General features: G+C 67.4%; 22 protein-coding genes. 18 read left to right on the forward strand and 4 right to left on the reverse strand.

Annotation, left to right across the window (positions count from 1 at the left end; genetic code table 11):
• Positions 1 to 669 precede the first annotated feature (669 nt).
• The 5 genes from QNN98_RS04045 to QNN98_RS04065 all read left to right on the forward strand — a co-directional run bounded on the left by QNN98_RS04045 (position 670) and on the right by QNN98_RS04065 (position 6,483).
• Positions 670 to 1,968: an ABC transporter substrate-binding protein gene (locus QNN98_RS04045; protein ID WP_283996344.1), complete on the forward strand. Its 1,299-nt coding sequence runs from the start codon at positions 670 to 672 to the stop codon at positions 1,966 to 1,968.
• A 105-nt stretch (positions 1,969 to 2,073) separates the two neighbouring features.
• Positions 2,074 to 3,033, forward strand: coding sequence for a carbohydrate ABC transporter permease (locus QNN98_RS04050; RefSeq protein ID WP_227925248.1), 960 nt, complete (start codon positions 2,074 to 2,076; stop codon positions 3,031 to 3,033).
• A complete protein-coding gene (locus QNN98_RS04055; protein WP_227925246.1) occupies positions 3,030 to 3,977 on the forward strand; it encodes a carbohydrate ABC transporter permease in 948 nt (315 codons plus the stop codon). The genes QNN98_RS04050 and QNN98_RS04055 overlap by 4 nt, the downstream gene beginning before the upstream one ends.
• Complete coding sequence (locus QNN98_RS04060; protein ID WP_227925245.1) at positions 3,974 to 5,434, forward strand: GH1 family beta-glucosidase; 1,461 nt, start codon at positions 3,974 to 3,976, stop codon at positions 5,432 to 5,434. Before QNN98_RS04055 ends, QNN98_RS04060 begins: the two co-directional genes overlap by 4 nt.
• A complete protein-coding gene (locus QNN98_RS04065) occupies positions 5,431 to 6,483 on the forward strand; it encodes a LacI family DNA-binding transcriptional regulator (protein ID WP_227912670.1) in 1,053 nt (350 codons plus the stop codon). The genes QNN98_RS04060 and QNN98_RS04065 overlap by 4 nt, the downstream gene beginning before the upstream one ends.
• Here the strand turns inward: QNN98_RS04065 and QNN98_RS04070 are convergent.
• Positions 6,480 to 8,657, reverse strand: a complete 2,178-nt coding sequence (locus QNN98_RS04070) for a S9 family peptidase (protein ID WP_283996345.1) — start codon at positions 8,655 to 8,657, stop codon at positions 6,480 to 6,482. The genes QNN98_RS04065 and QNN98_RS04070 overlap by 4 nt on opposite strands.
• Before the next feature lie 146 nt (positions 8,658 to 8,803).
• Here QNN98_RS04070 and QNN98_RS04075 point away from each other — a divergent pair, with 146 nt between their 5' ends.
• Together QNN98_RS04075 and QNN98_RS04080 are read left to right on the forward strand one after the other, a co-directional pair.
• A complete protein-coding gene (locus tag QNN98_RS04075; RefSeq protein WP_227925241.1) occupies positions 8,804 to 9,226 on the forward strand; it encodes a hypothetical protein in 423 nt (140 codons plus the stop codon).
• Between the two features lie 2 nt (positions 9,227 to 9,228).
• Positions 9,229 to 9,423 carry a helix-turn-helix transcriptional regulator gene (locus QNN98_RS04080; RefSeq protein WP_227912673.1) on the forward strand — a complete coding sequence of 65 codons (195 nt, stop codon included), beginning with the start codon at positions 9,229 to 9,231 and terminating at the stop codon, positions 9,421 to 9,423.
• Here QNN98_RS04080 and QNN98_RS04085 read toward each other — a convergent pair.
• Positions 9,420 to 10,136: a hypothetical protein gene (locus QNN98_RS04085; protein WP_283996346.1), complete on the reverse strand. Its 717-nt coding sequence runs from the start codon at positions 10,134 to 10,136 to the stop codon at positions 9,420 to 9,422. The genes QNN98_RS04080 and QNN98_RS04085 overlap by 4 nt on opposite strands.
• Positions 10,137 to 10,360: 224 nt before the next feature.
• On the opposite strand from QNN98_RS04085, the gene paaA reads away from it, so the two are divergent.
• The 7 genes from paaA (at position 10,361) to QNN98_RS04120 (ending at position 15,449) form a co-directional block, all read left to right on the forward strand.
• Positions 10,361 to 11,356 (forward strand): 1,2-phenylacetyl-CoA epoxidase subunit PaaA, encoded by a 996-nt coding sequence (gene paaA, locus QNN98_RS04090; protein WP_283996347.1) that lies wholly within the window; start codon positions 10,361 to 10,363, stop codon positions 11,354 to 11,356.
• 2 nt (positions 11,357 to 11,358) lie between these two features.
• A complete protein-coding gene (gene paaB / locus QNN98_RS04095) occupies positions 11,359 to 11,772 on the forward strand; it encodes a 1,2-phenylacetyl-CoA epoxidase subunit PaaB (protein WP_283996348.1) in 414 nt (137 codons plus the stop codon).
• Positions 11,769 to 12,587, forward strand: a complete 819-nt coding sequence (paaC, locus tag QNN98_RS04100; protein WP_229957788.1) for a 1,2-phenylacetyl-CoA epoxidase subunit PaaC — start codon at positions 11,769 to 11,771, stop codon at positions 12,585 to 12,587. Before paaB ends, paaC begins: the two co-directional genes overlap by 4 nt.
• A gap of 5 nt (positions 12,588 to 12,592) precedes the next feature.
• Positions 12,593 to 13,096, forward strand: coding sequence for a 1,2-phenylacetyl-CoA epoxidase subunit PaaD (gene paaD / locus QNN98_RS04105; protein WP_283996566.1), 504 nt, complete (start codon positions 12,593 to 12,595; stop codon positions 13,094 to 13,096).
• A gap of 2 nt (positions 13,097 to 13,098) precedes the next feature.
• A complete protein-coding gene (gene paaE, locus QNN98_RS04110) occupies positions 13,099 to 14,268 on the forward strand; it encodes a 1,2-phenylacetyl-CoA epoxidase subunit PaaE (RefSeq protein WP_283996349.1) in 1,170 nt (389 codons plus the stop codon).
• A gap of 9 nt (positions 14,269 to 14,277) precedes the next feature.
• Positions 14,278 to 15,045: an enoyl-CoA hydratase/isomerase family protein gene (locus QNN98_RS04115; protein ID WP_283996350.1), complete on the forward strand. Its 768-nt coding sequence runs from the start codon at positions 14,278 to 14,280 to the stop codon at positions 15,043 to 15,045.
• 155 nt (positions 15,046 to 15,200) lie between these two features.
• Positions 15,201 to 15,449 (forward strand): DUF6480 family protein, encoded by a 249-nt coding sequence (locus QNN98_RS04120; RefSeq protein WP_227912680.1) that lies wholly within the window; start codon positions 15,201 to 15,203, stop codon positions 15,447 to 15,449.
• A 214-nt stretch (positions 15,450 to 15,663) separates the two neighbouring features.
• Here the strand turns inward: QNN98_RS04120 and QNN98_RS04125 are convergent, their stop codons facing one another.
• Positions 15,664 to 16,536 carry an SDR family oxidoreductase gene (locus QNN98_RS04125; protein ID WP_283996351.1) on the reverse strand — a complete coding sequence of 291 codons (873 nt, stop codon included), beginning with the start codon at positions 16,534 to 16,536 and terminating at the stop codon, positions 15,664 to 15,666.
• Between the two features lie 39 nt (positions 16,537 to 16,575).
• Positions 16,576 to 17,052 (reverse strand): Lrp/AsnC family transcriptional regulator, encoded by a 477-nt coding sequence (locus QNN98_RS04130; RefSeq protein ID WP_227912682.1) that lies wholly within the window; start codon positions 17,050 to 17,052, stop codon positions 16,576 to 16,578.
• A gap of 187 nt (positions 17,053 to 17,239) precedes the next feature.
• Between QNN98_RS04130 and pdhA the strand changes: the two genes are divergently transcribed.
• The 4 genes from pdhA to QNN98_RS04150 all read left to right on the forward strand — a co-directional run bounded on the left by pdhA (position 17,240) and on the right by QNN98_RS04150 (position 22,250).
• Positions 17,240 to 18,388 carry a pyruvate dehydrogenase (acetyl-transferring) E1 component subunit alpha gene (gene pdhA, locus QNN98_RS04135; protein ID WP_227912683.1) on the forward strand — a complete coding sequence of 383 codons (1,149 nt, stop codon included), beginning with the start codon at positions 17,240 to 17,242 and terminating at the stop codon, positions 18,386 to 18,388.
• Between the two features lie 16 nt (positions 18,389 to 18,404).
• A complete protein-coding gene (locus QNN98_RS04140) occupies positions 18,405 to 19,544 on the forward strand; it encodes an alpha-ketoacid dehydrogenase subunit beta (protein ID WP_283996352.1) in 1,140 nt (379 codons plus the stop codon).
• Entirely contained in the window at positions 19,541 to 21,259 is a 1,719-nt protein-coding gene (locus tag QNN98_RS04145; protein ID WP_283996353.1) for a dihydrolipoamide acetyltransferase family protein, read from the forward strand. The genes QNN98_RS04140 and QNN98_RS04145 overlap by 4 nt, the downstream gene beginning before the upstream one ends.
• A gap of 130 nt (positions 21,260 to 21,389) precedes the next feature.
• Entirely contained in the window at positions 21,390 to 22,250 is an 861-nt protein-coding gene (locus tag QNN98_RS04150) for an MBL fold metallo-hydrolase (protein ID WP_283996354.1), read from the forward strand.
• Positions 22,251 to 22,256 lie beyond the last annotated feature (6 nt).

Genomic DNA, 22,256 nt, shown 5'->3' on the forward strand with positions numbered 1-22,256 from the left:
CCCCCCTGACTTGGGCCCGGCCGCGCCCCCCCGCCGGGCCGGCCCTGCCGCCGCGTCCGGGGCAGCTGAGCTAAACGGCCGCCATGGTGCCGGCGTTGTGCCCGTGCGTCCCGGCAGTTTCGGGCCGCCACGGCGTCAGGGCCGGGGAAATGGGCGCGCTGGTAGGGACCGCGCGGTCGGGAGGGATGTCCGGCCAAACGGGCCCACCGGCCCCCGCGGTCGCAGAAGTTCCCACGCACCGGCGCCAGGCCGCAGAAGTTCCCACGCACGGGGACTGGAGGGGCGCGTGGGACCCCAGCGGGAACATCCGTACCACTACGTGGGATCTTTGCGGAAGCTCGATCAAGACGTGGTGCGGGCGGAGTGCTAACTTCCGGGCATGGCAGGAGCCGGATCCAGATAACAATCCGGTAACCCGACCACGCCTTATGCGCCCCTGACCTGTGGTTCTATCCCGCTGCCGCGAGTTTCTGCGAAACGTGGGAGCGCTCCCACTTGACATGTGATGCACCGCACATCAGCATTTAGGCATCGCTTGTGGGAGCGCTCCCACACCGCCGGCATCACCGCCGGGCCAGGCACCCGGGCGCATCCGTTTGGCAACCGCACGGCAGGCGCGTAAACACCCGCCACGCACTCGTGCACTCGTAATCGACAAAGGAGTCAGCAATGAGTACCAAACCCATATCGGCAGGCCGCGCACGCCGCCGGGGTCCCGCGGTTGCCGCATCGGTCGCAGCCGCAGCCCTTCTGCTCACCGCCTGCGGAGGCGGCGACGACGGAGCATCAGGAGAAGACGGACAGGTGACGCTCAGCGTCAGCACGTTCAACGAGTTCGGCTACGAGGATCTCTTCAAGGAGTACGAGGCAGCCAACCCGAACGTGAAGATCGTGCACGACAAGAAGGCCACTTCTGACAACGCGCACGACAACCTGAACACCAAGCTGGCAGCCGGGTCGGGCCTGTCGGACATCGAAGGCATCGAAGTGGACTGGCTGCCGGAGCTGAAGCAGTATGCGGACCAGTTCGCGGACCTTTCCAGCCCGGAAGTTGAAGGGCGCTGGCTGGATTGGAAGGAAGAAGACGCCACAGTTGACGGCAAGCTGATCGGCTACGGCACCGACGTCGGTCCCGAAGGCGTCTGCTACCGGGCGGACCTCTTCGCCGCAGCCGGCCTGCCGACCGACCGCGAGGAAGTCGCCAAGCTGCTCGAGGGCGACTGGGACCACTACTTTGAGGTTGGCGAGCAGTTCACCGCCAAGTCCGACGCCGCGTGGTACGACTCGGCCATGGCCGTCTACCAGGGCCAGATCAACCAGGTGAAGAACGCCTACGAGGAAAATGACGGCACAGTCATTGCCACCGAGAACCCGGAAGTGAAGGAGATCTACACCAAGGTCCTCGAGAACTCCGTGGACAAGGACCTCTCGGCGCACCTGGAGCAGTGGTCCGATGACTACACGGCGGGCTTCCAGAGCGGCGCCTTTGCCACCACCCTCTGCCCGGGCTGGATGCTGGGCAGCATCGAAGGCAACGCAACCGGCGTTGAAGGCTGGGACATTGCCAACGTGTTCCCGGGCGGCGGCGGAAACTGGGGCGGATCCTACCTGACCGTTCCCAGCCAGGGCAAGAACCAGGAAGAAGCCATCAAGCTGGCCCAGTGGCTCACCGCCCCTGAGCAGCAGATCAAGGCCTTCGAATCCAAGGGCACCTTCCCCAGCCAAACCGAGGCCTACGAGTCCGACACCCTGCTGAACTCCACCAACGAGTTCTTCAACAATGCGCCGGTCGGCAAAATCCTCGTGGACCGGGCCAACGCGGTCACCATGACTCCGTTCAAGGGTCCGAACTACTTCACCATCAACACCAACATGGCCCAGGCACTGAACCGGGTGGATGTCCTCAAGACCGATGACGCCAACTCCTCCTGGGAGAAGTTCGTCGCCAGCGTCGACGCCCTCCAGTAGCCCCCTAACCTCCGGTGCCTGTGGCTGCCACTGTGTGTAGTCCGCAGGATGGCGCTGCAGGCACCGGACCCAACTTCTTCCCCCTTGAACGTTAGGAAGTCAGCCATGGCTGTCACCGTCAAGCCGCCGGCAGCGCGGACGCCGGTACGGCGGTTAGGGTTCAGCAGCCGGCTGGCCCGCTGGGACGTCAAAGTCTCCCCGTACCTTTACATTTCGCCGTTCTTCATCATCTTCGCCATCGTCGGCCTCTTCCCGCTGATTTACACCGGATGGGTTTCCCTGCATAACTGGAACCTGATTGGCGGCAACCAGGGCTTCACCGGCACCGAGAACTTCACCTTTGTGCTCTCCCAGCCGTATTTCTGGAATGCGGTGGGCAACACCTTCAGCATCTTCCTGATCTCCGCAGTGCCCCAAATCATTCTTGCCATTGCCATCGCCGCCGTGCTGGATGCCAACCTGCGTGCCAAGACCTTCTGGCGCATGGGCGTGCTCTTGCCCTACATCGTTGCCCCCGTAGCCGTGGGCCTGATTTTCGGCAACCTCTTCGCTGACCAGTCGGGTGCCATCAACGGTGCGCTGACTTCCATCGGACTCCCGGCCATTCCCTGGCATGCCAACTCCCTGGCCAGCCACGTCGCGATTGCGACCATGGTGGACTTCCGCTGGACCGGCTACAACGCGCTGATCTTCCTGGCCGCCATGCAGGCGATCCCGCGGGACATGTACGAGGCCGCGATTATCGACGGTGCCAGCCGCTGGCGGCAGTTCATCTCCATCACCGTGCCCATGCTGCGCCCGACCGTGATTTTCGTTGTCATCACCGCCACCATCGGCGGACTGCAGATCTTCGACGAGGCCCGCGTCTTCGACACGTACGGGCTCGGCGGTGCAGACCGCCAATGGCAGACCCTGACGATCTACATCTGGGAACTGGGTTGGGGCCAGCGCAACCTGGGACGTGCTTCTGCAGTGGCCTGGCTGCTGTTCGTCATCATCGTGGTCATTGCCGCACTGAACTTCTTCATCACCCGACGCATCGCCACCCAGGGAGGACGGAAATGACTTCCGTACCCATGGTCGAACAGACCGCCGGCCGCAAGGCCGCCGAAGCAGCCAAGCGACGCCGTGACCGCGGCGGACAGGACCAGCGTCCGGGACGCGTCCATGTCCGGGCGGCGAAGACGGGCGGATACAACAAGCGGCCCGGCTTCCTCACCTACGGGCTGCTCGGAGCAGTGATCCTGGGCTCGGCCCTGCCGATCCTCTGGTCCGTCCTGGTCGCCAGCCACGACAGCACCGCAATTGCCAAGGGAGTGCCGCTGATCCCCGGCGGTAACTTCTTTGCCAATGCCGCAACAGTGCTCGACAGCATCCCGTTCTGGCGGGCCCTGGGCAACAGCGTCCTGGTCTCCACAGTGACCGCCGCCTCCGTGGTGATCTTCTCCTCCCTGGCCGGCTTCGCCTTCGCCAAGCTGCGCTTCAAGGGTTCGAAGGCGCTGCTGGTCTTCGTGGTGGCCACCATGGCCGTTCCCACGCAGCTCGGCGTCATTCCGCTGTTCATCGTGATGTCCAAGCTCGGCTGGACCGGCACCATGGGCGCCGTCATCATTCCCGGGCTCGTCACCGCGTTCGGCGTGTTCTGGATGACCCAGTACCTCCAGGACGCCCTGCCGGACGAATTGATTGAAGCCGTCCGGATGGACGGCGCGAACATGTGGCAGTCGTTCTGGCACGTGGCCCTGCCGGCCGCCCGCCCGGCTGCCGCCATGCTGGCACTGTTCACTTTCGTGGCCACGTGGACCAACTTCTTCTGGCCCCTGATTGTGCTCAACGCGCAGAACCCGACGCTGCCGGTGGCCTTGGCGCAACTGCAGTCGGCGCGTTTCGTGGACTACTCGGTGGTCCTTGCCGGAGTGGTGCTCTCCACCATTCCGCTGTTTATTGTTTTCGCCGTCGCAGGACGGCACCTGGTTGCAGGAATTATGCAGGGAGCGGTTAAGGGATGACGCAGCACACCAACGGAAACTTCCCCACGGGATTCCTGTGGGGGGCGGCCACCGCCGCCTACCAGATCGAGGGTGGCGCGTGGGAAGACGGCCGCAAGGCCTCCATCTGGGACACCTTCAGCCGGGTCCCGGGCGCAGTGGTCAACGCCGAGAACGGCGACGTCGCCTGCGACCACTACCACCGCCTTGATGAAGACGTGGCCCTGATGAAGTCGCTGAACCTGGCTTCCTACCGCTTCTCCACCTCGTGGGCGAGGATCCGGCCCGACGGCGGCGCAGTGAACCCGGCCGGCCTGGACTTCTACAGCCGGCTCACTGACAAACTGCTCGACGCCGGAATAAAGCCCTGGCTGACCCTTTACCACTGGGACCTGCCGCAGGCGCTGCAGGACGCCGGGGGCTGGGCCAACCGCGACACTGCCTACCGCTTTGCCGAGTACGCCCTGAGCGTCCACGACGCCCTGGGGGACCGGGTGAAGGCATGGACCACATTGAACGAGCCCTGGTGCTCCGCCTATCTCGGCTACGCAAGCGGCGAGCACGCACCCGGGCTGCAGGACCGGTCCCTGGCCGTGGCCGCGAACCACCACCTGCTGCTCGGCCACGGACTTGCCGCGCAGGAGCTGAAGGCCCGCGATGCGTCCCTGGACGTGGGCCTGACCCTGAACTTCACCGTCGCGGATCCGCTGGATCCCGAGAACCCCGACGACGTGGACGCCGCCCGCCGGATCGACGGGCAGTTCAACCGGGTGTTCGCCGACCCGGTTTTCCGCGGCAGTTATCCCGAGGACGTCCTCGCTGATCTGGCCCCATACGGTTTGGGACAGCACATCGGCGAAGGGGATATGGCGGTTATCAGCACACCGGTCGATTTCCTGGGCGTGAACTATTACCACGGCGAGGCCGTCACCAAGACGCGTCCGGCCACACTGCGGAGCACCGAGGCGCCCGTTTCGCGGCCGTCGGCCAGCCCGTATCCCGCCGCGGACGGGGTCTACTCCGTGCCCCGCGGACTGCCGGTGACGAACATGGGGTGGGAAATCCAGCCCGAGGGCCTGCACCGCCTCCTGCTCCGGCTGCAGCGCGACTACACCGGGCCCGCCGGGGTCCCGCTGTACATCACGGAAAACGGCGCCGCGTTCGACGACGACGTTGTGGTGGACGGCGTGGTCCAGGACGAGGACCGGCTGGGGTTCATCGAAGCGCACCTGCAGGCTGTCCGCGATGCGGCAGCAGACGGCGTCGACGTCCGCGGCTACTTTGCCTGGTCGCTCATGGATAACTTTGAATGGGCCTGGGGCTACGCCAAGCGGTTCGGCATTGTCCATGTGGACTACCAGACCCAGGTCCGCACACCGAAGGCCAGCGCCCGGTGGTTCGCCGAAACCGCACGTACCAATGCCTTGCCGGAAAGGTCCTCCGCGGCCGCACCGGATGTCGTATCGTCGATTCAGTGAGCTCCCTCAACCAGGGCACCCGCGGAACGCAGGTCAAGCCCCGCCGCAGCAGTCCCACACTGGAAGACGTGGCGGCGCTTTCCGGCGTCTCCCGCTCCACCGTGTCGCGGGCGATCAACGGCGGGGCCCGGGTCAGCGCCCGGACGCAGGCGGCCATTGACGCCGCTATCGGAGAGCTGGGCTTCACCCCCAACAGGGCAGCCCGGTCGCTGGCCACCAGCCGTGCCGACTCCATTGCCCTGGTGATTCCCGAACCGGACGGCCGGGTCCTGGTGGATCCCTTCTTCGCCATGACCCTCAATGGGATCACCGAGTCGCTGGCTGATACCGAGGTGCAGCTGGTGCTGCTGATTGCCCGGCAGGGGGAGAAAGCGGGCCAGATCATCCGGTACCTGCGCAGCGGCCACGTGGACGGCGCCATTGTGGTTTCGCACCACAAGGCGGACGCCCTGGAAATTGAACTGGCGGACGCGCCGCTGCCGGCCGTGTTCATCGGCCGGCCGTGGCATGGCCGCCAGGGACTGGTGTTCGTGGATACGGACAACTACACCGGCGGACTGCTCGCGGCGCGGCACCTTGCCGGCCGCGGTTACCGCCGGATCGCCACGGTGACCGGACCGGCGGACATGACCGCTGCGCAGGACCGCACGGAGGGCTGGCGTGCCGGGCTCGCTGAGGCAGGGCTGGTCTCTGCCGGGGCGGAGTCCGGGCACTTCACCACCGAAGGCGGCGCAGCGGCAGCGGCCCGGCTGCTGGACGCCGATCCGGGGATTGACGCCATCTTCGCGGCGTCGGACCTCATGGCCCTGGGTGTGCTGACCGTCCTGCGCGAGCGGGGCTTGTCGGTTCCCGGGGACGTGGCGCTGGTGGGGTATGACAACCACCAGCTGGCCGCCTCGAGCAAGCCCGGGCTGACCACGGTGGTGAACCCGATGGTCGAGATGGCACGGCGCGCCTCCGAAATGCTGCTGCGCGAAATCGAGGAGCCCGGATCGCGCCTGGAACCGGCTATCTACCCGCCGGAACTGGTCATCCGGCAGTCCGCCTAGGCGGCGTTCTCCCGTTTGGCCGCCGGCAGCAGGTCCCGGGCGCCCAGGGCGGCCAGGATGAATGCGTAGTCCCAGGCGCGGTCCTTCCAGGCCTCGTACCGCCCGGAAGCCCCGCCGTGGCCGCCGTCCATTTCGATCTTGAGCACAATAGGCTCGCTGCCGGTGGTGGTTTCGCGCAGCTGGGCCACCCACTTGGCCGGTTCCACGTACAGCACACGGGTGTCATTGAAGCTGGTGACGGCGGCGATTTTGGGATAGTCCACGGCCCGGATGTTCTCGTAGGGCGTGTATTCCTTCATGTACCGGTAAACCTCGGGGTCGGTGATGGGATTGCCCCATTCCTCCCATTCCAGGGCCGAGAGCGGCAGATCAGGGTCAAGGATGCTGGTCAGCGCGTCCACAAACGGCACCTGCGCCACGATGGCGCGGTACTTCTGCGGCGCCAGGTTCGCGACGGCGCCCATCAGCAGGCCGCCGGCCGAGCCGCCCATGGCCGCGATTCGGTCCGGATCCGCCCACCCGGACGCCGCCACCGCGTCCGTGGCATCCACGAAGTCGGTGAAGGTGTTCTTCTTGTGCAGCTTCTTGCCGTTGTCATACCAGGAGCGGCCCATTTCTCCGCCACCGCGCACATGCGCCACCACGTACAGCACTCCGCGGTCCAGGAGCGAGAGCCGGGCTACGTTGAACCCCGGGTCCATGCTCATTTCGTAGCTGCCGTAGGCGTAGACCAGGGCCGGGTTGCTGCCGTCCCGCTGCAGGTCCGCCCGCCGGATGACGGAGAGCGGAATGCGGGTGCCGTCCGCCGCCGTCGCCCAATCACGTTCGGCTACGTAGTCCTCGGACCGGTAGCCGCCCTTCACCGGGGTTTCCTTACGCAGCTCCAATTCGCCGGTGGCCAGCACGTAGTCGTAGACCCGCGGCGGGGTAAGGAAGGAGGTGTAGCTGAGCCGCATGATCGGGGAGTCGAACTCTGCGTTGGCCAGGTTAGCGGTGTAGAGCTCCTCGTCGAAGGCCGGTTCCACCGGGGAACCCTGCGCGCCGGTGCCCAGGCCGTCAACCGGGAGGATCTGGACCCGCTCGGTGGTGTCCTTCCGGACCGAAACGAGCACATGCGTGGCGGTGACGGCTGCGCCGTTGACCCGCACGGTGTCGTCGTGGGCGATCACGGTGCGCCACTGCTGCTCGTCCAGGGGCTTGTCGAATTCGGCCTCGTCCACCAGCGAAAGCATGGAGTTCAGCGCCCCGCGGTTGTGCGTGAGGAGGTACTGGCGGCGGCCGTCAAGGGTCAGCGGCTCGGCCTCGTAAAGGATGTGTGCGCTGCGGGGAATCAGGGTGCGGACCGTGTCCGTGGGATCGGCGAAGTCCAGCACGCGGTATTCGCTGTATTCGGAGCTGCTAATGCCGATCAGCAGCTGCCTGCGGTCTGCGGAGAGGTCGAAGCCGGTCCACATGGCAATGTCGTCTTCCTGGTAGATCACGACGTCGTCCTCGACCGGGGTGCCCAGGGTATGCGCCTTGATCTGGTACGGCCGCCAGGAATCATCCACCACGGTGTAGAAGACGCGGGTGCCGTCCGGGGCGAAGGCCAGCGAATAGAAAACGTTGGCAATGATGTCCGGGAGCAGCTCCCCGGTGCGCAGGTCCTTGATCCGCAGGGTGAAACGCTCGTCGCCGGCGTTGTCCTCGGAGTAGGCGAGCAGGTTGCCGTCCTCGGTCACGGCCAGTCCGCCCAGGGAGAAGAACGGCTTGCCTTCGGCTTCCACGTTCCCGTCCACGAGGATCTGTTCGCCTTCCACCGGGACGCCCGGCAGGACGGCGGGCGGCGTCCAGTCGGCGTCGAGGTCCCCGGTGTCTTGGGCGGCGGTGCGGCAGTGGATGGCGTACTGCTTGCCCTCTTCGGTGCGGGTGTAATACCACCAGCCCTTCTTGCGGGCCGGAACGGAGAGGTCCGTCTCCTCAGTGCGGTTCTTGATCTCGTTGAAGATCTCCTCGCGCAACGGCTCCTGATCGGCCGTGATCTCGGCGGCGTACGCATTCTCCGCGGTCAGGTGGGCAACCACCTCGGGGTTTTCCTTCTCCCGCAGCCACTCATAGTTGTCGATGAAGGTGTCACCGTGGTGGGTGCGTTCAGTCGGGACTTTCTTGGCAACCGGGGGCTGGGGAGTAGTCATGCTTCGAATATATCCATCCGGGCCGCGGCGTCGAAGGACCGCGCTGGCGTTATGCTCGCGGCTTAGCCCGCGGACCCCCGGCGTCAGCGGGCGGGGATGTAAAGCACGCTTTACATCTCCGGAGTCGGCATGGCATGCTCCAGGCCATGACTTCCGAGACGAAGGGCGGCCGCACCCGCCTCCTGACGATTTGTGCGGCCGCAGCAAGTGGTGCGGCCGCCGGTGCGCTCCTTGGCTGGGCCGCGGCGCTGCGGACCGGTGGGGACCCGGCGCTGTATGTGCCGGTCTTCGCCGCGGCGGTGGGCCCGGTGGCGGCGGCGGCGTTCTGGATGCTGGTGCTGAACGCCGGGGAAACCCGCCGGCTGGACACGGCCTCGGCCGCCGACGTCGAACGCTCCTGGACGCGGGATGCCGCAGCTGCGGCATTCACGGACCTGATAGTGCTGCTGGCCGCCGGAGTGGTGGTGCAGGCAGTGGCAGGTTGGGCCGCGCCGCTGCCGCTGTACTGTGCGGCCGGGCTGGGGGCTTGGACACTGCGTTATGCCGTTGCCCGGCACCGGAATTCTTAGGCATGGAGAACCGCGTGGCCCAGGAGCGGCTGCGCCTGGGACTATCACAGGTGCAGTTGGCCGAACGCCTGGGGGTCTCCCGGCAGACGGTGATTTCCATCGAGAAGGGCAAATTTGATCCGTCCCTGCCGCTGGCCTTTAGCCTGGCCCGCGTGTTGGGCCGGCATATTGAAGACCTGTTCCTGCCCGGGGGCTAGTCGCCCAGCAGCAACCAAGCGCACAGCGCTCCCACGCTGAGGAAAAGCAGCCAGTTCACCGCCACGACCAGGAGGGTCGAGGTGAAGGGCCGCGGCGGCATCTCGCGGTGGGGGAGCAGTACCGGTTCCGGCGCCGGGCCCTTGCGGAACTGCCCCCAGAGGCTGGTGCCCAGCAGGACGGTGCCCCCTGCCAGGGCCAGCGGAAGTGCCGGCAGCGAGAATAGGACCAAGTGCGGTGCAGCCAGCAGGAGGACGGCTTCCACCACCAGGCAGGCTGCGAGGAGAAGGGCCGGACGCCGCAGGGAACGCCAGGTGGGATTGCGTGCGTAGAGCGGGCTGACCCCGGCAACAACCAGGGCGGTGAAGGCCAGCAGCAGGCCCGGCGCAGTGACGTTGACGGTAGCGGCATCGGAGGTCACCGCAGCCGCCACGGCGAAAAAGCCCAGCAGTCCCAGGAGCGTTGGCACAATGACCACCGCTGCCGAACGAACGGCCGCCCGTTCCTCCCGGTCCTCGGGCCGCGGTCCGGGAAGGGCAGCACCGGACGGACCAACACCGGCAGGGTCAGCCCCGGCAAGGGCAGCACCGGACGGACCAACACCGGCAGGGTCAGCCCCGGCAAGGTCAGCACCGGCAGGGTCAGCCCCGCCCGGAGCAGCACCTGCAGGGGCGCCCGGTATCCGGCGCCCGGCATCGGGTTCGGGGGTACCCATGGCAATCCTCTCCGCGTTGAACTCTCTGTGTTCAGTTTTCCATAGGGTCTTGACCCTCGTATCCACTCTCCATATTCTGAACGAACGGTCGGTAAATAATACGGTCGGTAGCAATACTGCCGTCCACTGAGGCGGGGATTCAATGCCTGCGGCGCGTTGCACCGGGTGCGGTTGGGACGAACGCGGTTGGGACGAGTGCGGTTGGGATGAGCGGGGTCGGGATGATGAGCGGGGAAAATATGGGCCGGACAGCTCTCAGTGCGGAGACCGGAAGCGGTTCCGGCGGGCAAGAACACTTTGATGGGCTGATCGCCGCCGACACACGGGTGGAACCGCGGGACTGGATGCCGGATGCATACCGGAAAACCCTCGTGCGGCAAATCTCCCAGCACGCACACTCGGAAATCATTGGGATGCAGCCGGAAGGGAACTGGATTTCCCGGGCGCCCTCGCTCAAGCGCAAGGCCATCCTGATGGCCAAGGTCCAGGACGAAGCCGGACACGGACTGTACCTGTATTCCGCAGCTGAAACCCTGGGCACGCCGAGGGAACAGATGACCGAAGACCTCATTGCCGGCAAGGCCCGCTACTCGTCGATCTTCAACTATCCCGCTCTGACCTGGGCGGACATGGGGGCAATCGGCTGGCTGGTGGACGGAGCGGCCATCTGCAACCAGGTCCCGCTATGCCGCGCCTCCTACGGACCGTACGGCCGGGCGATGGTTCGGATCTGCAAGGAAGAATCCTTCCATCAGCGGCAGGGTTTCGAGATCCTGCTGGAACTTGCCCGCGGCACCGAGCCCCAGCGGGAAATGGCCCAGGATGCGATCAACCGGTGGTATGCCCCATCGCTGATGATGTTCGGCCCGCCCGACGACGATTCCCCCAACTCGCGCCAGTCCATGGCCTGGAACATCAAGCGCTTCTCCAACGACGAACTGCGCTCCAGGTTCGTGGGCATGATCGTGGAACAGGTCAAGGTGCTGGGCCTGACGCTGCCGGACCCGGACATCCGCTTCAATGACGAAAGCGGCAAATGGGAGCACGGACCGTTGGACTGGGACGAGTTCCGTGAGGTCCTCGCCGGCCGCGGCCCCTGCAACTCCCAGCGGCTGGCACGCCGCCGCGAAGCGCACGAAGACGGCGCCTGGGTCCGTGAGGCCGCTGCGGCCTACGCCGCCCGGCAGTCGGCCCGGCAGTCCCGGGAAGGAGCGGCATAGCCATGACGGGTGGATCTACAACCGGCGACGACGGCTCCCGTCCCGCCGCTCAGGCGGCCCCGGAGACTCAGGCGGCCCCCGCGACTGAGACTGCCGCCGCCGCGGCTCCAGTTGCCCCGCAGCCTGCCGTCCCGGCCGGTGCGTGGCCGCTCTGGGAAGTCTTTGTCCGTTCCTCCCGCGGCCTGTCTCACGTCCATGCCGGGTCCCTGCACGCCCCCGATGCCCAGATGGCCGTGAGGAACGCCCGCGATCTTTACACCCGGCGAAACGAGGGCGTCTCGCTTTGGGTGGTCCCGGCGTCGGCCATCATTGCCAGCGACCCGGACGCGAAGGGGCAGTTCTTCGAGTCCCCGCAGGGCAAGGACTACCGGCACGCCACCTATTACACGGAGTCCGAAGGGGTGAAGCACCTGTGAGCTCGGACAGCGCCACCCGGATTACCCCGGGCAACGCCCTGCGCCCGGAAGACATTGCCGCCGCCGGAACCCGTGCACCCGCCGATGTGGCCGAATATGCGCTGCGGCTGGGCGACGACGCGCTGGTGCTGGCCCAGCGGCTCGGCTGGTGGATTTCCCGTGCCCCGGAACTTGAGGAGGACGTGGCGCTGGGCAACATAGCCCTGGACCTGATGGGCCATGCCCGCTCCTTCCTGACCTACGCCGGCAGCGCCGACGGGCGGACCGAGGATGACCTGGCCTATTGGCGCGGGGAATCCGGGTTCCGCTCTGCGCACTTGATGGAGCAGCCCAACGGTGACTTCGCCCGGACCATTGCCCGGCAGTTCGCCGTCTCCTTCTACCAGTTCGAGCTGTACAGCGCCCTGCAGCACTGTGCTGACGCAACCCTGGCCGCCATCGCAGCGAAGGCGGTCAAGGAAGTGGACTACCACCGCGACCACAGTGCCCAGTGGGTGCTGCGGCTGGGGCTGGGCACCGACGAGTCCCGTCGCCGGATGATCCGGGCGCTGGAACTGACCTGGCCCTACGTGGGTGAACTGTTCGACGACGACGCCCTGGTTACCGCCCTGGGGGACCGGGCCGTGCTGCCGTCCACCCTCAAACCGGCCTTCGAACGCAACATTTCCGCCGTGCTCCGGGAGGCCGAGCTGGAGGTGCCCATGGTCCAGCCCGCGCCCGGCGGCGGACGGCAGGGCCGGCACAGCGAGCATCTCGGCTATATGCTCGCGGAAATGCAGGTCCTGGCCCGTGAACACCCGGGTGCCACGTGGTGAGCGTGATGGAATCCGCCCTGCGCCCGGCAGACCCCGCCGCAGCGGCGGCCTGGGATGTGGCCGCCACGGTGTGTGATCCGGAGATTCCCGTGCTGACCATCGAGGACCTGGGGGTCCTGCGCCGGGTGGAGGTTTCCGGGGCCGGGGTCCAGGTGGCCATCACCCCCACCTATTCCGGCTGCCCGGCCATGGACGCCATCACCGAGGACGTCACCGCAGCCCTGCACCGGGCCGGATACACCGGAGTGCAGGTCCGGTTGGAGCTGGCCCCGGCGTGGACCAGCGACTGGATGAGCAGTGCCGGCAAGGCGAAGCTGGACGCCTACGGCATCGCCCCGCCGTCGGGACGCGCCGCGGCCGGCCCCGTCCGGGTGGGCCTGAGCGTGAAGTGTCCGCAGTGCGCCTCGCTGAATACCCGCGAACTGACCCGCTTCGGGTCCACCTCGTGCAAGGCGCTGTGGGTCTGCGGCGACTGCCGTGAACCGTTCGACTACTTCAAGGTGCTCTAAAGATGTCCGTCCTTCCCGCGGCCCCCGTCCGGCGTGCCGTTTTCCATCCGCTGACCGTTGCCGCAGTGCGCCGGCTGACCGAAGACGCCGTCGAGGTCACTTTCGCGGTGCCGCCGGACCTGGTGGATTCGTACCACTACCTGCCCGGGCAGTATGTTGCCCTGCGCAAGGTTTTGGACGGCATTGAACTGCGGCGCAGCTACTCCATCTGCGCCGAGCCACGCCCGGGGGAGCTGCGGGTGGCAATCAAACGGGACCTGGGCGGACTGTTCTCCTCCTGGGCCAACGAGCACCTGTTGGCCGGGGATGCGCTGGACGTGATGAGCCCGGCCGGCAGCTTCACTTCGCGCTCCCTGCCCGCCGCCCTTTCCGACGCATACAGCGGGGGCCCCGCCGGCATGCCGGCACACCAGCAGGTTGAGGGGCAGGTGTTTGCCGCCGTGGCCGCCGGCTCCGGCATCACCCCGGTCATTGCCATTGCCCGGACCATCCTGGCCTCTTCGGACACCACCCGCTTTGACCTGGTCTATGCGAACAAGGCCGCCATGGACGTGATGTTCCTCGAAGAGCTGGCGGACCTGAAGGACCGCTACCCGTCCCGGTTCGCGCTGCACCACGTGCTGTCGCGTGAACAGCGCATTTCTCCGCTGCTCTCCGGCCGGATCGACGCCGCGAAACTCACGGCACTCATCGGTACGGTCCTGCCGGCCGATGCTGTGGACGAATGGTTCCTCTGCGGGCCGTTCGAGCTGGTTCAGCTGTGCCGCGATGCCTTGTCCGCACGCGGAGTCGATCCGGCCAAAGTCCGGTTCGAGCTGTTCACCACCGGCCGTCCGGACCGGCCGGAAGGCTCATCCGGCCGTCCCGTTGTGCCGGACAGCTCGGGCGAAAACTACGGCATCACCTTCCGGCTGGACGGGCTGCAGGGGTCGGTCTCCAGTCCGGTCCATGCCCGGGAATCGATCCTGAATGCGGCCCTTCGGGTGCGCCCGGACGTGCCGTTCGCCTGTGCCGGCGGCGTCTGCGGGACCTGCCGCGCCAAGCTTGTGGCCGGCACCGTGGAGATGGAAGAGAACTACGCGCTGGAACCGGAAGAGCTTGCAGCCGGTTACGTGCTCACCTGCCAGAGCCGGCCCACCAGCACCGAAGTCAACGTGGACTACGACGCCTAGGAGGCACCGATGATCGAGCTGAGCATCAGGGACGGGGTGGCCGAGGTCTTGCTGAACGCCCCGCAGAAACTCAACGCCTTGGATTTCGAAGCACTGGGTGAGCTGGGACGGGCCTACGACGACGCCGCGGCGGCCGGTGTGCGCGCACTGCTGCTGCTCGGGGCGGGTCGCAGTTTCTGTGCCGGCCGGGACGTCTCGGGGGTAAACCCTGCGGATGATGATGCGCGGGGTTACCTGGTGGAGGGCGTAAAACCGCTGCTGCGGAAAATGTCCGCTTTCCCGGCGCCAACCTTCGCTGCCGCGCAGGGCGCCTGCCTCGGGGTTGGCCTGGGTTTGCTCGCGGCCACCGACGTCGTCTACGTAGCCGCCGACGCGAAGATCGGCTCGCCGTTCGCGAACCTTGGGGCGGCCCTGGATTCGGGCGGGCACTGGCTCTTCACCGAACGGCTCGGCCCGCACCGCACCCTGGACCTGATTTACACCGCCGAGTTGATGAGCGGCGCCGAAGCAGTGGCGGGCGGCCTGTTCAGCCGCGCCCTGGAACCTGCCGGCCTGCTCGCACAAACCCGGGAAGCCGCAGCGCGGGCAGCGGCCGGTCCCGCCCGGGCGCTGCTGGCCTCCAAGGCGCTGGTGGCGGAGATCCGGGACCGGCGGCTGGGCTTCTGGGAGGCGCTCGATGCCGAAAACGAGGTGCAGGAGCGGTTGAGCAGGACACCGGATTACGCTGAGGGATTCGCAGCATTCAAGGAGAAGCGCAAGCCGGTGTTCCGGCGCTGAGCGGCGTCCCGGATCCCGTCCGGAAGCGCACGGAAGCACCGGGGATTGCGTCCCGGCTTGTGATGCGGCACGCACCGGGCTAGGTTGGAAGAGAACTCGTAAGCATGCTTACAACCGTGCTTGCCGGGACCAGGAAACAGACCAGGAGGCGGAACATGGCCGACAGCTACAATCCGAACAACGATCCGGCTAATCCGGATAAGCCCAAGGACGCGCAAAAGGGCGCCGGGACCCAGGAGGGCACCGGCAACCATGAGCACAGCGAGGCAAAAGCCGGTAGCACCAACCCGGATCCCCTGGATGGCAACATCACCGGGTTGGAGCCCGGCGGCGGTGTTCCCCCGGGAGAAACCCCTCCCGCAGAAGACCAGATGAGCACTGATCAGGGCCACGACGAGAACTGACCCCGACCCCCGCGGCACCACGGCGCCTGCAGCAGTTGCTGCGGGCGCCGTCGTATGCCGCGGCCATGTTTGCCTCCACCCTCTCGTAGACCGGGCCGTTTCAGGCCGGCTTGAACTGGTGGAACGGCACCCGGAGGCGCCCGTGCCGCCGTTCCGCCCCGGTGCCGGATGGCTCATTGCCGGGCGCCAGCCCGTCTAGGTTTGAGCGCAACATTTACCAGCGGCGGAAGCCGCCTTCGGTGTTCAGTACCTGGCCGACCATCCACCGGCCTTCGTCGCTCACCAGCCAGGCGACGAGCCGCGCCGGATCGTCGGGTTCCCCGAACCGGCCGCCCGGGAAGTGGGCCAGCACGGCCTCCAGTTCCTCCGAGGGCCGGTCCCTGGTGGCGTCGTCGAGGTAGCCGGTGTTGACCGGTCCCGGATTGACGGTGTTGAGGACTATGCCGCGGCCAATCAAGTCGTCAGCCACCGAGGCCGTGATCCCGGCCAGTGCCCCCTTCGACGTCGCGTAGGCGATTTCCGCAGGCATGGGCCCCTTGGACTGTCCCGAGGTCAGCCAGATCACCCGCCCGCCGGGGCGTCCGTCATGCTGTTCGGCGAAGTACCGCGTGGCCAGCAGGGTGGAGCGCGTGTTCACCTGCCAGTGCGCGTCCAGCTTCTCCGGCGTCATCTCCAGCAGGCGCCCGTCGCTGCCGCTCATTGCATGGTTGCAGACCAGGATGTCCACGTGTCCGAATGCGTCCCGGGCAGCGTCGACGAGCTGCCGGGCGCCGTCGGCCGGGGCCAGGTCCATCCCCGCATGGTCGAGCCGGGCATCACCGACCAGTTTTCCGCGCAGCTCCCGCAGCAGGTCGTCGATCGAATCGGCACCCCACGGCTGGGCCTCGTCGTTGGGGGCATAGTGCTGCACGAACAGGTTGGCACCCATGGCGGCCAGCCGGGATGCAATGGCGTAGCCAATGCCCCTGCGCCTGCTGACACCTGTGACGACGGCGGTCCGTCCGGACAACGGGAAAGCGGAGGACGGGAAAGCGGAGGACAGGACAGCGGAGGACGGGACAGCGGACGGTACGGCAGCGGAAGTCATCCGCCCAGCGTAAGGCGTCCCGGCGGCGGGCCGTTTGTCCTAGCGGGTGTCGCGTTCCTCGAAGACCAGGAACGTCTGGGTATCCAGGACCCCGGGCATGGACTGCAGCTGGTCGAAGATGACCCGCCGCAGGTGGACGTTGTCCTCGGCCCGGACCAGCACAATGACGTCGAAGGAACCGCCCACCAGCGCGATGTGGTGGATTTCCGGGATATCGACGAGCCGGTCCTTCAATTCCCGCCAGGCATGCTGGCGGACCTTCAGGGTGACATAGGCGGAGGAGCCCAGTCCGGCCTTTTCCGGATCCACCAGGGCGGTAAATCGGCTGAGGACACCGGTGTCGGTGAGCCGTGCGATCCGCGAATAGGCGTGCGCCCGGGAAATGTGCACGGCCTGGGCCACGGCGGTAAAAGACGCCCGGCCGTCGGACCTCAGGACGGCCAGGATCTTCCGGTCAATATCGTCCAGCACCTGTGTTGGCTTCGGTGTTGCTGTGGTTGCCGGTGTAGCTGCCATAATGTCCACGCTCTCCCCAAGTAATCTGCGTCACATTTGCAAGGTGTCCATCAGATTACTCCCGGCCGTCCAATGCGTCCAAGATTTGCGCGGATGCTGGCTATGCCTGCGCGCCGGTCAGCATACTGGCAAGACAGAAGTTCCCGCGTGCAATGACGCCGCGGGCACTGAAGGACGGAGGCTCGTAATGACCATCTCTCCCGGACGTCCGCCCCAGGCGGCCCCCTCCTCCAACGGCGTGCCCGACGCCGCATCCGGCGCCGCTGTGCAGAACCTGCTCCCGTCGGACACCCCGGTGCAGCTGATCGATGCCAACGGCACTGCCTCTGTGCACCCGAGCTACCTTCTGCCCGCCGGAGACGCCCTGCTGGACGCGTACGCGCAGCTGGTGACCGGACGGCGGATCAATGACCAGGCCAACGCGCTGGTGCGCCAGGGGCGGATGGCCGTCTACCCCTCATCGCACGGGCAGGAAGCATGCCAGGTTGCCGCCGCCGCGGTGCTTCGGGACCAGGACTGGCTCTTTCCCACGTACCGTGACAGCGTCGCCGTCATGTCCCGAGGCGTTGACCCGCTGCAGGTGCTGACCCTGCTGCGCGGGGACTGGCACAGCGGTTACGACCCGTATGAACACCGGGTGGCGCCGCAGGCCACCCCGCTCGCCACGCAGCTGCTGCACGCCGTCGGTGTTGCCCACGCAGCCAAGCTGAAGGGCGAGGACACTGTGGTCCTGGCGCTGTGCGGAGACGGCGCCACCAGCGAGGGGGACTTCCACGAGGCCCTGAACTTCGCCGCCGTATTCCACCTCCCCGTGGTCTTCTTTATCCAGAACAACCAGTACGCCATCTCGGTGCCGCTGCGGAACCAGTCCGTGGCCCCGTCCCTGGCGCACAAAGCCGTGGGGTACGGGATGCCGGGGGAGCGGGTGGACGGCAACGACGTCGCGGCCCTCCTTGCCGTCCTGGGCGCAGCGGTGGAGCGGGCGCGGGAAGGCGGCGGCCCGGCCCTGGTGGAAGCGCATACCTACCGGATGCAGCCGCACACCAATGCTGACGACGCCACCCGGTACCGAACCGCGGAAGAAGTGCAGGACTGGGTGCCCCGGGACCCGCTGGCCCGGACCCGGACCTACCTGCGCGGACTGGGGCTGTTGGACGATGCACGGGAAACCGAGCTCGCGGCCGACGCCGAAGCGGTTGCCGCCGCCATGCGCGACGGCCTGAACGCCGACGTCGTTCCCGACCCGCAGGAGCTGTTCGAACACGTGTATACCCGGCGCACCCCGCAACTGGCCGAGCAGGCCCGGCTGCTGCGCAGCGAACTTGACCGCGGCTGACCGAAAGGCGCACACCATGGCAGCAACCAGCACGCAGGCCCGGCCCGCAGGGGTGCCTGCACCGGAGACCGACGGCGGCCCCCTGACCTTTGCGAAGGCGCTCAACGCGGCGCTCGCGGACGAGATGGCCGCCGATCCCGCGGTGGTGGTCTTCGGGGAGGACGTGGGTCCGTTGGGCGGGGTCTTCCGGATCACCGACGGCCTGACGGCCCGCTTCGGCACCGACCGCTGCTTCGACACCCCGTTGGCCGAATCCGGCATTATGGGCATGGCCGTGGGCATGGCGATGAACGGATTGCGGCCGGTGGTGGAAATGCAGTTTGACGCCTTTGCCTACCCGGCGTTTGAGCAGGTGGTCAGCCATGCGGCCAAAATGTCCAACCGCACCCGCGGCAAGGTAAAGCTGCCGCTGGTGATCCGGATTCCCTACGCCGGCGGAATCGGCGGAGTGGAACACCACTGCGATTCCTCCGAGTCCTACTATGCGCACACCCCGGGCCTCACCGTGGTGGCCCCGGCCACCGTCGCGGACGCGTATTCGCTGCTGCGCGCCGCGGTGCGGCTCAACGACCCGGTGGTCTTCCTGGAACCCAAAAAGCTCTACTGGGCGAAGGAAACCGTTGATCTGCCGGCACTGCGCCGCGCCGCCGATGATGCCGTGCGGACCGGGACCGAGGCAGCCGGCGGCATCGGCACGGCCGCCGTTGCACGTTCCGGAACGGACGCCACCCTGATTGCCTACGGGCCGTCGGTCTCCACAGCCCTGGCCGCCGCAGCTGCCGCTGAAGCGGAAGGGCGGTCCTTGGAAGTGATCGACCTGCGCTCCATCGTCCCGTATGACGACGCCACCGTGGATGCCTCGGTGCGCAGGACGGGGCGGGCCGTGGTGATTGCCGAAGCACCGGGGTTCGCGTCTGTCGCCTCCGAAATTGCGGCGCGCGTGCAGGAACGCTGCTTCCACTCCCTTGCCGCCCCGGTGCTGCGGGTGACCGGTTTCGACGTGCCCTACCCTGCGCCGAAGCTGGAGCACTGGTTCCTGCCCGGCGTGGACCGGATCCTGGAGGCCGTGGACGAGCTGCAGTGGGACGAGGGGGACGCCGGTGATGCGGGGGCCGTCGAGACGGAAACCCGCGCAGAGGCGGGAGGGCCGCGATGAGTGTGCGTACTTTCCTGCTGCCGGACCTGGGCGAGGGCCTTACCGAAGCTGAGCTGGTCAACTGGCTCGTTGCGGTTGGCGACACCGTGGCGGTGGACCAGCCGGTGGCGGAGGTGGAGACAGCCAAGTCCCTGGTGGAGGTTCCGTCCCCGTTCGCCGGGCGGGTGGCGCAGCTGCACGGCAGCGCGGGAGAGAGCGTCGACGTCGGCCGTCCCCTGATTTCGGTGGATACCGCGCCTGCGGGGCCGTTGGCCGCCGAGCCGTCGCAGGGGGACTCGGCGAATGCCGCTTCAGCCGGGCTGGAAACAGCGCCTGCTGCCGGACTGGGAACAGCGCCTGCTGCCGGACTGGAAACCGCTGCGGCGGTGGGAACTGCGGAAGCGGCGGCTTCCGCGGCGGGGGAGGCCTACCGGCAGGAGGAAAAGGCCGGTTCCGGAAACGTGCTGATCGGCTACGGCACCCCGGCAGCAGACCGGGCGCCGCGGCGTACCCGCGCACCCAAGCGTCGAGCCGGTGGGCCGAACCCTGCGGAGCGCGGCGCCGCCGGCGGATCGGCGCAGCAGCATCCCGGCGCTGAAGCTCCGCGCTGCATCTCGCCGCTGGTGCGCCGAATGGCCCGGGACGCAGGTCTGCGGTTGACGGGTCTCACCGGGACGGGACCGGACGGCCTGATCCTGCGACGCGACGTCCAATCGGCCATGGCAGCCAAGTCTGTTCCGGGCGGGATGCCGGCCAACGGTCCTGTCGCGGGCATCATCGCCACAGTGCCCGTGGCCCCTGCCCCGGCGGCGGTTGCTGCCCCGGCGGCCCCTGCCCCGGCGGCGGTTGCTCTGGCCCCTGCCCCGGCCCCGGCGCTGGCCCCTGCGGCTGGCACGGCGGCCACAATACCGGCCGGACCCCGGGATCCCCGGACCGGACTGGCCATCACCAGCCGCACCCCTCTACGGGGTCTGCGCCGCACGGCAGCCGCGACCCTCAGCCGGAGCCGCGCCGAGATCCCCGAGGCCACGGTCTGGGTGGACGTGGACGCGACCGCACTGGTGGAACTGCGTGCCGACCTGGCGCGGGACGGCCAGGGCGTTCCGTCGCTGCTGTCCTTCCTGGCCCGGTTCACCCTGGCCGGGCTGGCCCGCTACCCGGAGCTGAATACCCGCTACGTTCCGGCCGGGGAAGCGGCTGCGGAACCTGCAGGCGCCGGCGCCCGTCCCGGTGGACAGTCCGGCACCCGCCCGGGCGCAGCCTCAGGGACAGCGTTCCGCGGGGGAGCCGAAGCGGCGGTCGAGGCCTTCGACGGAGTGAATCTGGGCATAGCGGTGCAGGCTCCGCGGGGGCTCATGGTGCCCGCGGTACGGCGCGCCGATTCGCTGTCAACGCGCGAGCTGGACACCGAAATCCGCCGGCTGACCGCTGCGGCACAGGAGGGACGCGCCACCGCTGCCGAATTGACCTCGGGCACCTTCACCTTGAACAACTACGGGGTGTTCGGCGTGGACGGCAGCGCCGCCATCATCAATTACCCCGAATCGGCCATCCTCGGCGTGGGCCGCATTATCGACAAACCGTGGGTGGTTGACGGCCGGCTGGCTGTACGCAAAATGACGGAGCTGACCCTGGTCTTTGACCACCGGGTCTGCGACGGCGGCACTGCCGGCGGGTTCCTGCGGTACGTGGCCGACGCCGTCGAAAACCCGGCCCGGGTGCTGGCCGACCTGTAGCTGCCAATCCGAAACGACTGACCTGTAACGACTGACCTGTAACGACTGGCCTGTAACCACTGCCCCGTAATACGTGCCGCGCACAACCCGTCCGCGATAGGTTGGTAGGGCCGGCGAAGGGATCCCTGACATGACCGAAACACCGCAGCAGCATCTAACCGGCCAGCTGGGCTGGCAGGAGGTTGCGCCCCGCATCTGGGTGCGCAGCAACACCGCTTACAGCGTCAACACCGGACTGGTGGTGGGCGACGAGCGGGCCCTGCTCATTGACACCGGAGCCGGCCCCGGCATGGCACAGGAAATTTATGACGCCGCCCGGCAGCTGACGGACCTGCCGCTGACGGCGGTGAACACGCATGCGCACTTCGACCACTACTTCGGCAACGCCCTGATGCTGGCCAACGGTGTGGAGGACATTTGGGCCACCGCCGGCTGCGCCGCGAGCGTTCGCGAAAACGGCAACACCCACCGGTCCCAGGCGGCCGACGCCGAGCCCGAGATGGCTGCCGGGATGGGTGAACACACGGAAATCGCCGAGCCCACAAAGCTGGTGGATGAGGCCCCCGTGGACCTGGATCTGGGCGGCATCTCCGTCACCCTGTTCCACCTGGGCCGTGGACACACGGACCACGACCTGCTGGTCGGAGCCGGCGACGTCCTGTTCACCGGAGATCTCGTGGAGCAGGGAGCGGACCCGCAGTTCGAGGATTCCTTCCCCAAGGACTGGATCCGCACGCTGGGCAAGATCACCGCCCTGGAAGACCTGTACACGGTGTTCATTCCCGGTCACGGCTCACCGGTCACGGTGGATTTCGTGACCACCCAGATGAACAAGATGCGCACCGCCGTCGCCGTGACCCGCAGCGCCATGGACCAGGCATCGGTGGACATGACCAAGGCCATCCCCATCCTTCCGTACGGGCCCGAACAGTCGCGGGCGCTGCTGACGCGGCTTCGGACCCTTGCCCGGTGGAAGTGGCTGAAGAAGTAACAGCAC

It is taken from the genome of Arthrobacter sp. zg-Y1143 (genome assembly GCF_030125565.1).
Classification (GTDB): domain Bacteria; phylum Actinomycetota; class Actinomycetes; order Actinomycetales; family Micrococcaceae; genus Arthrobacter_B.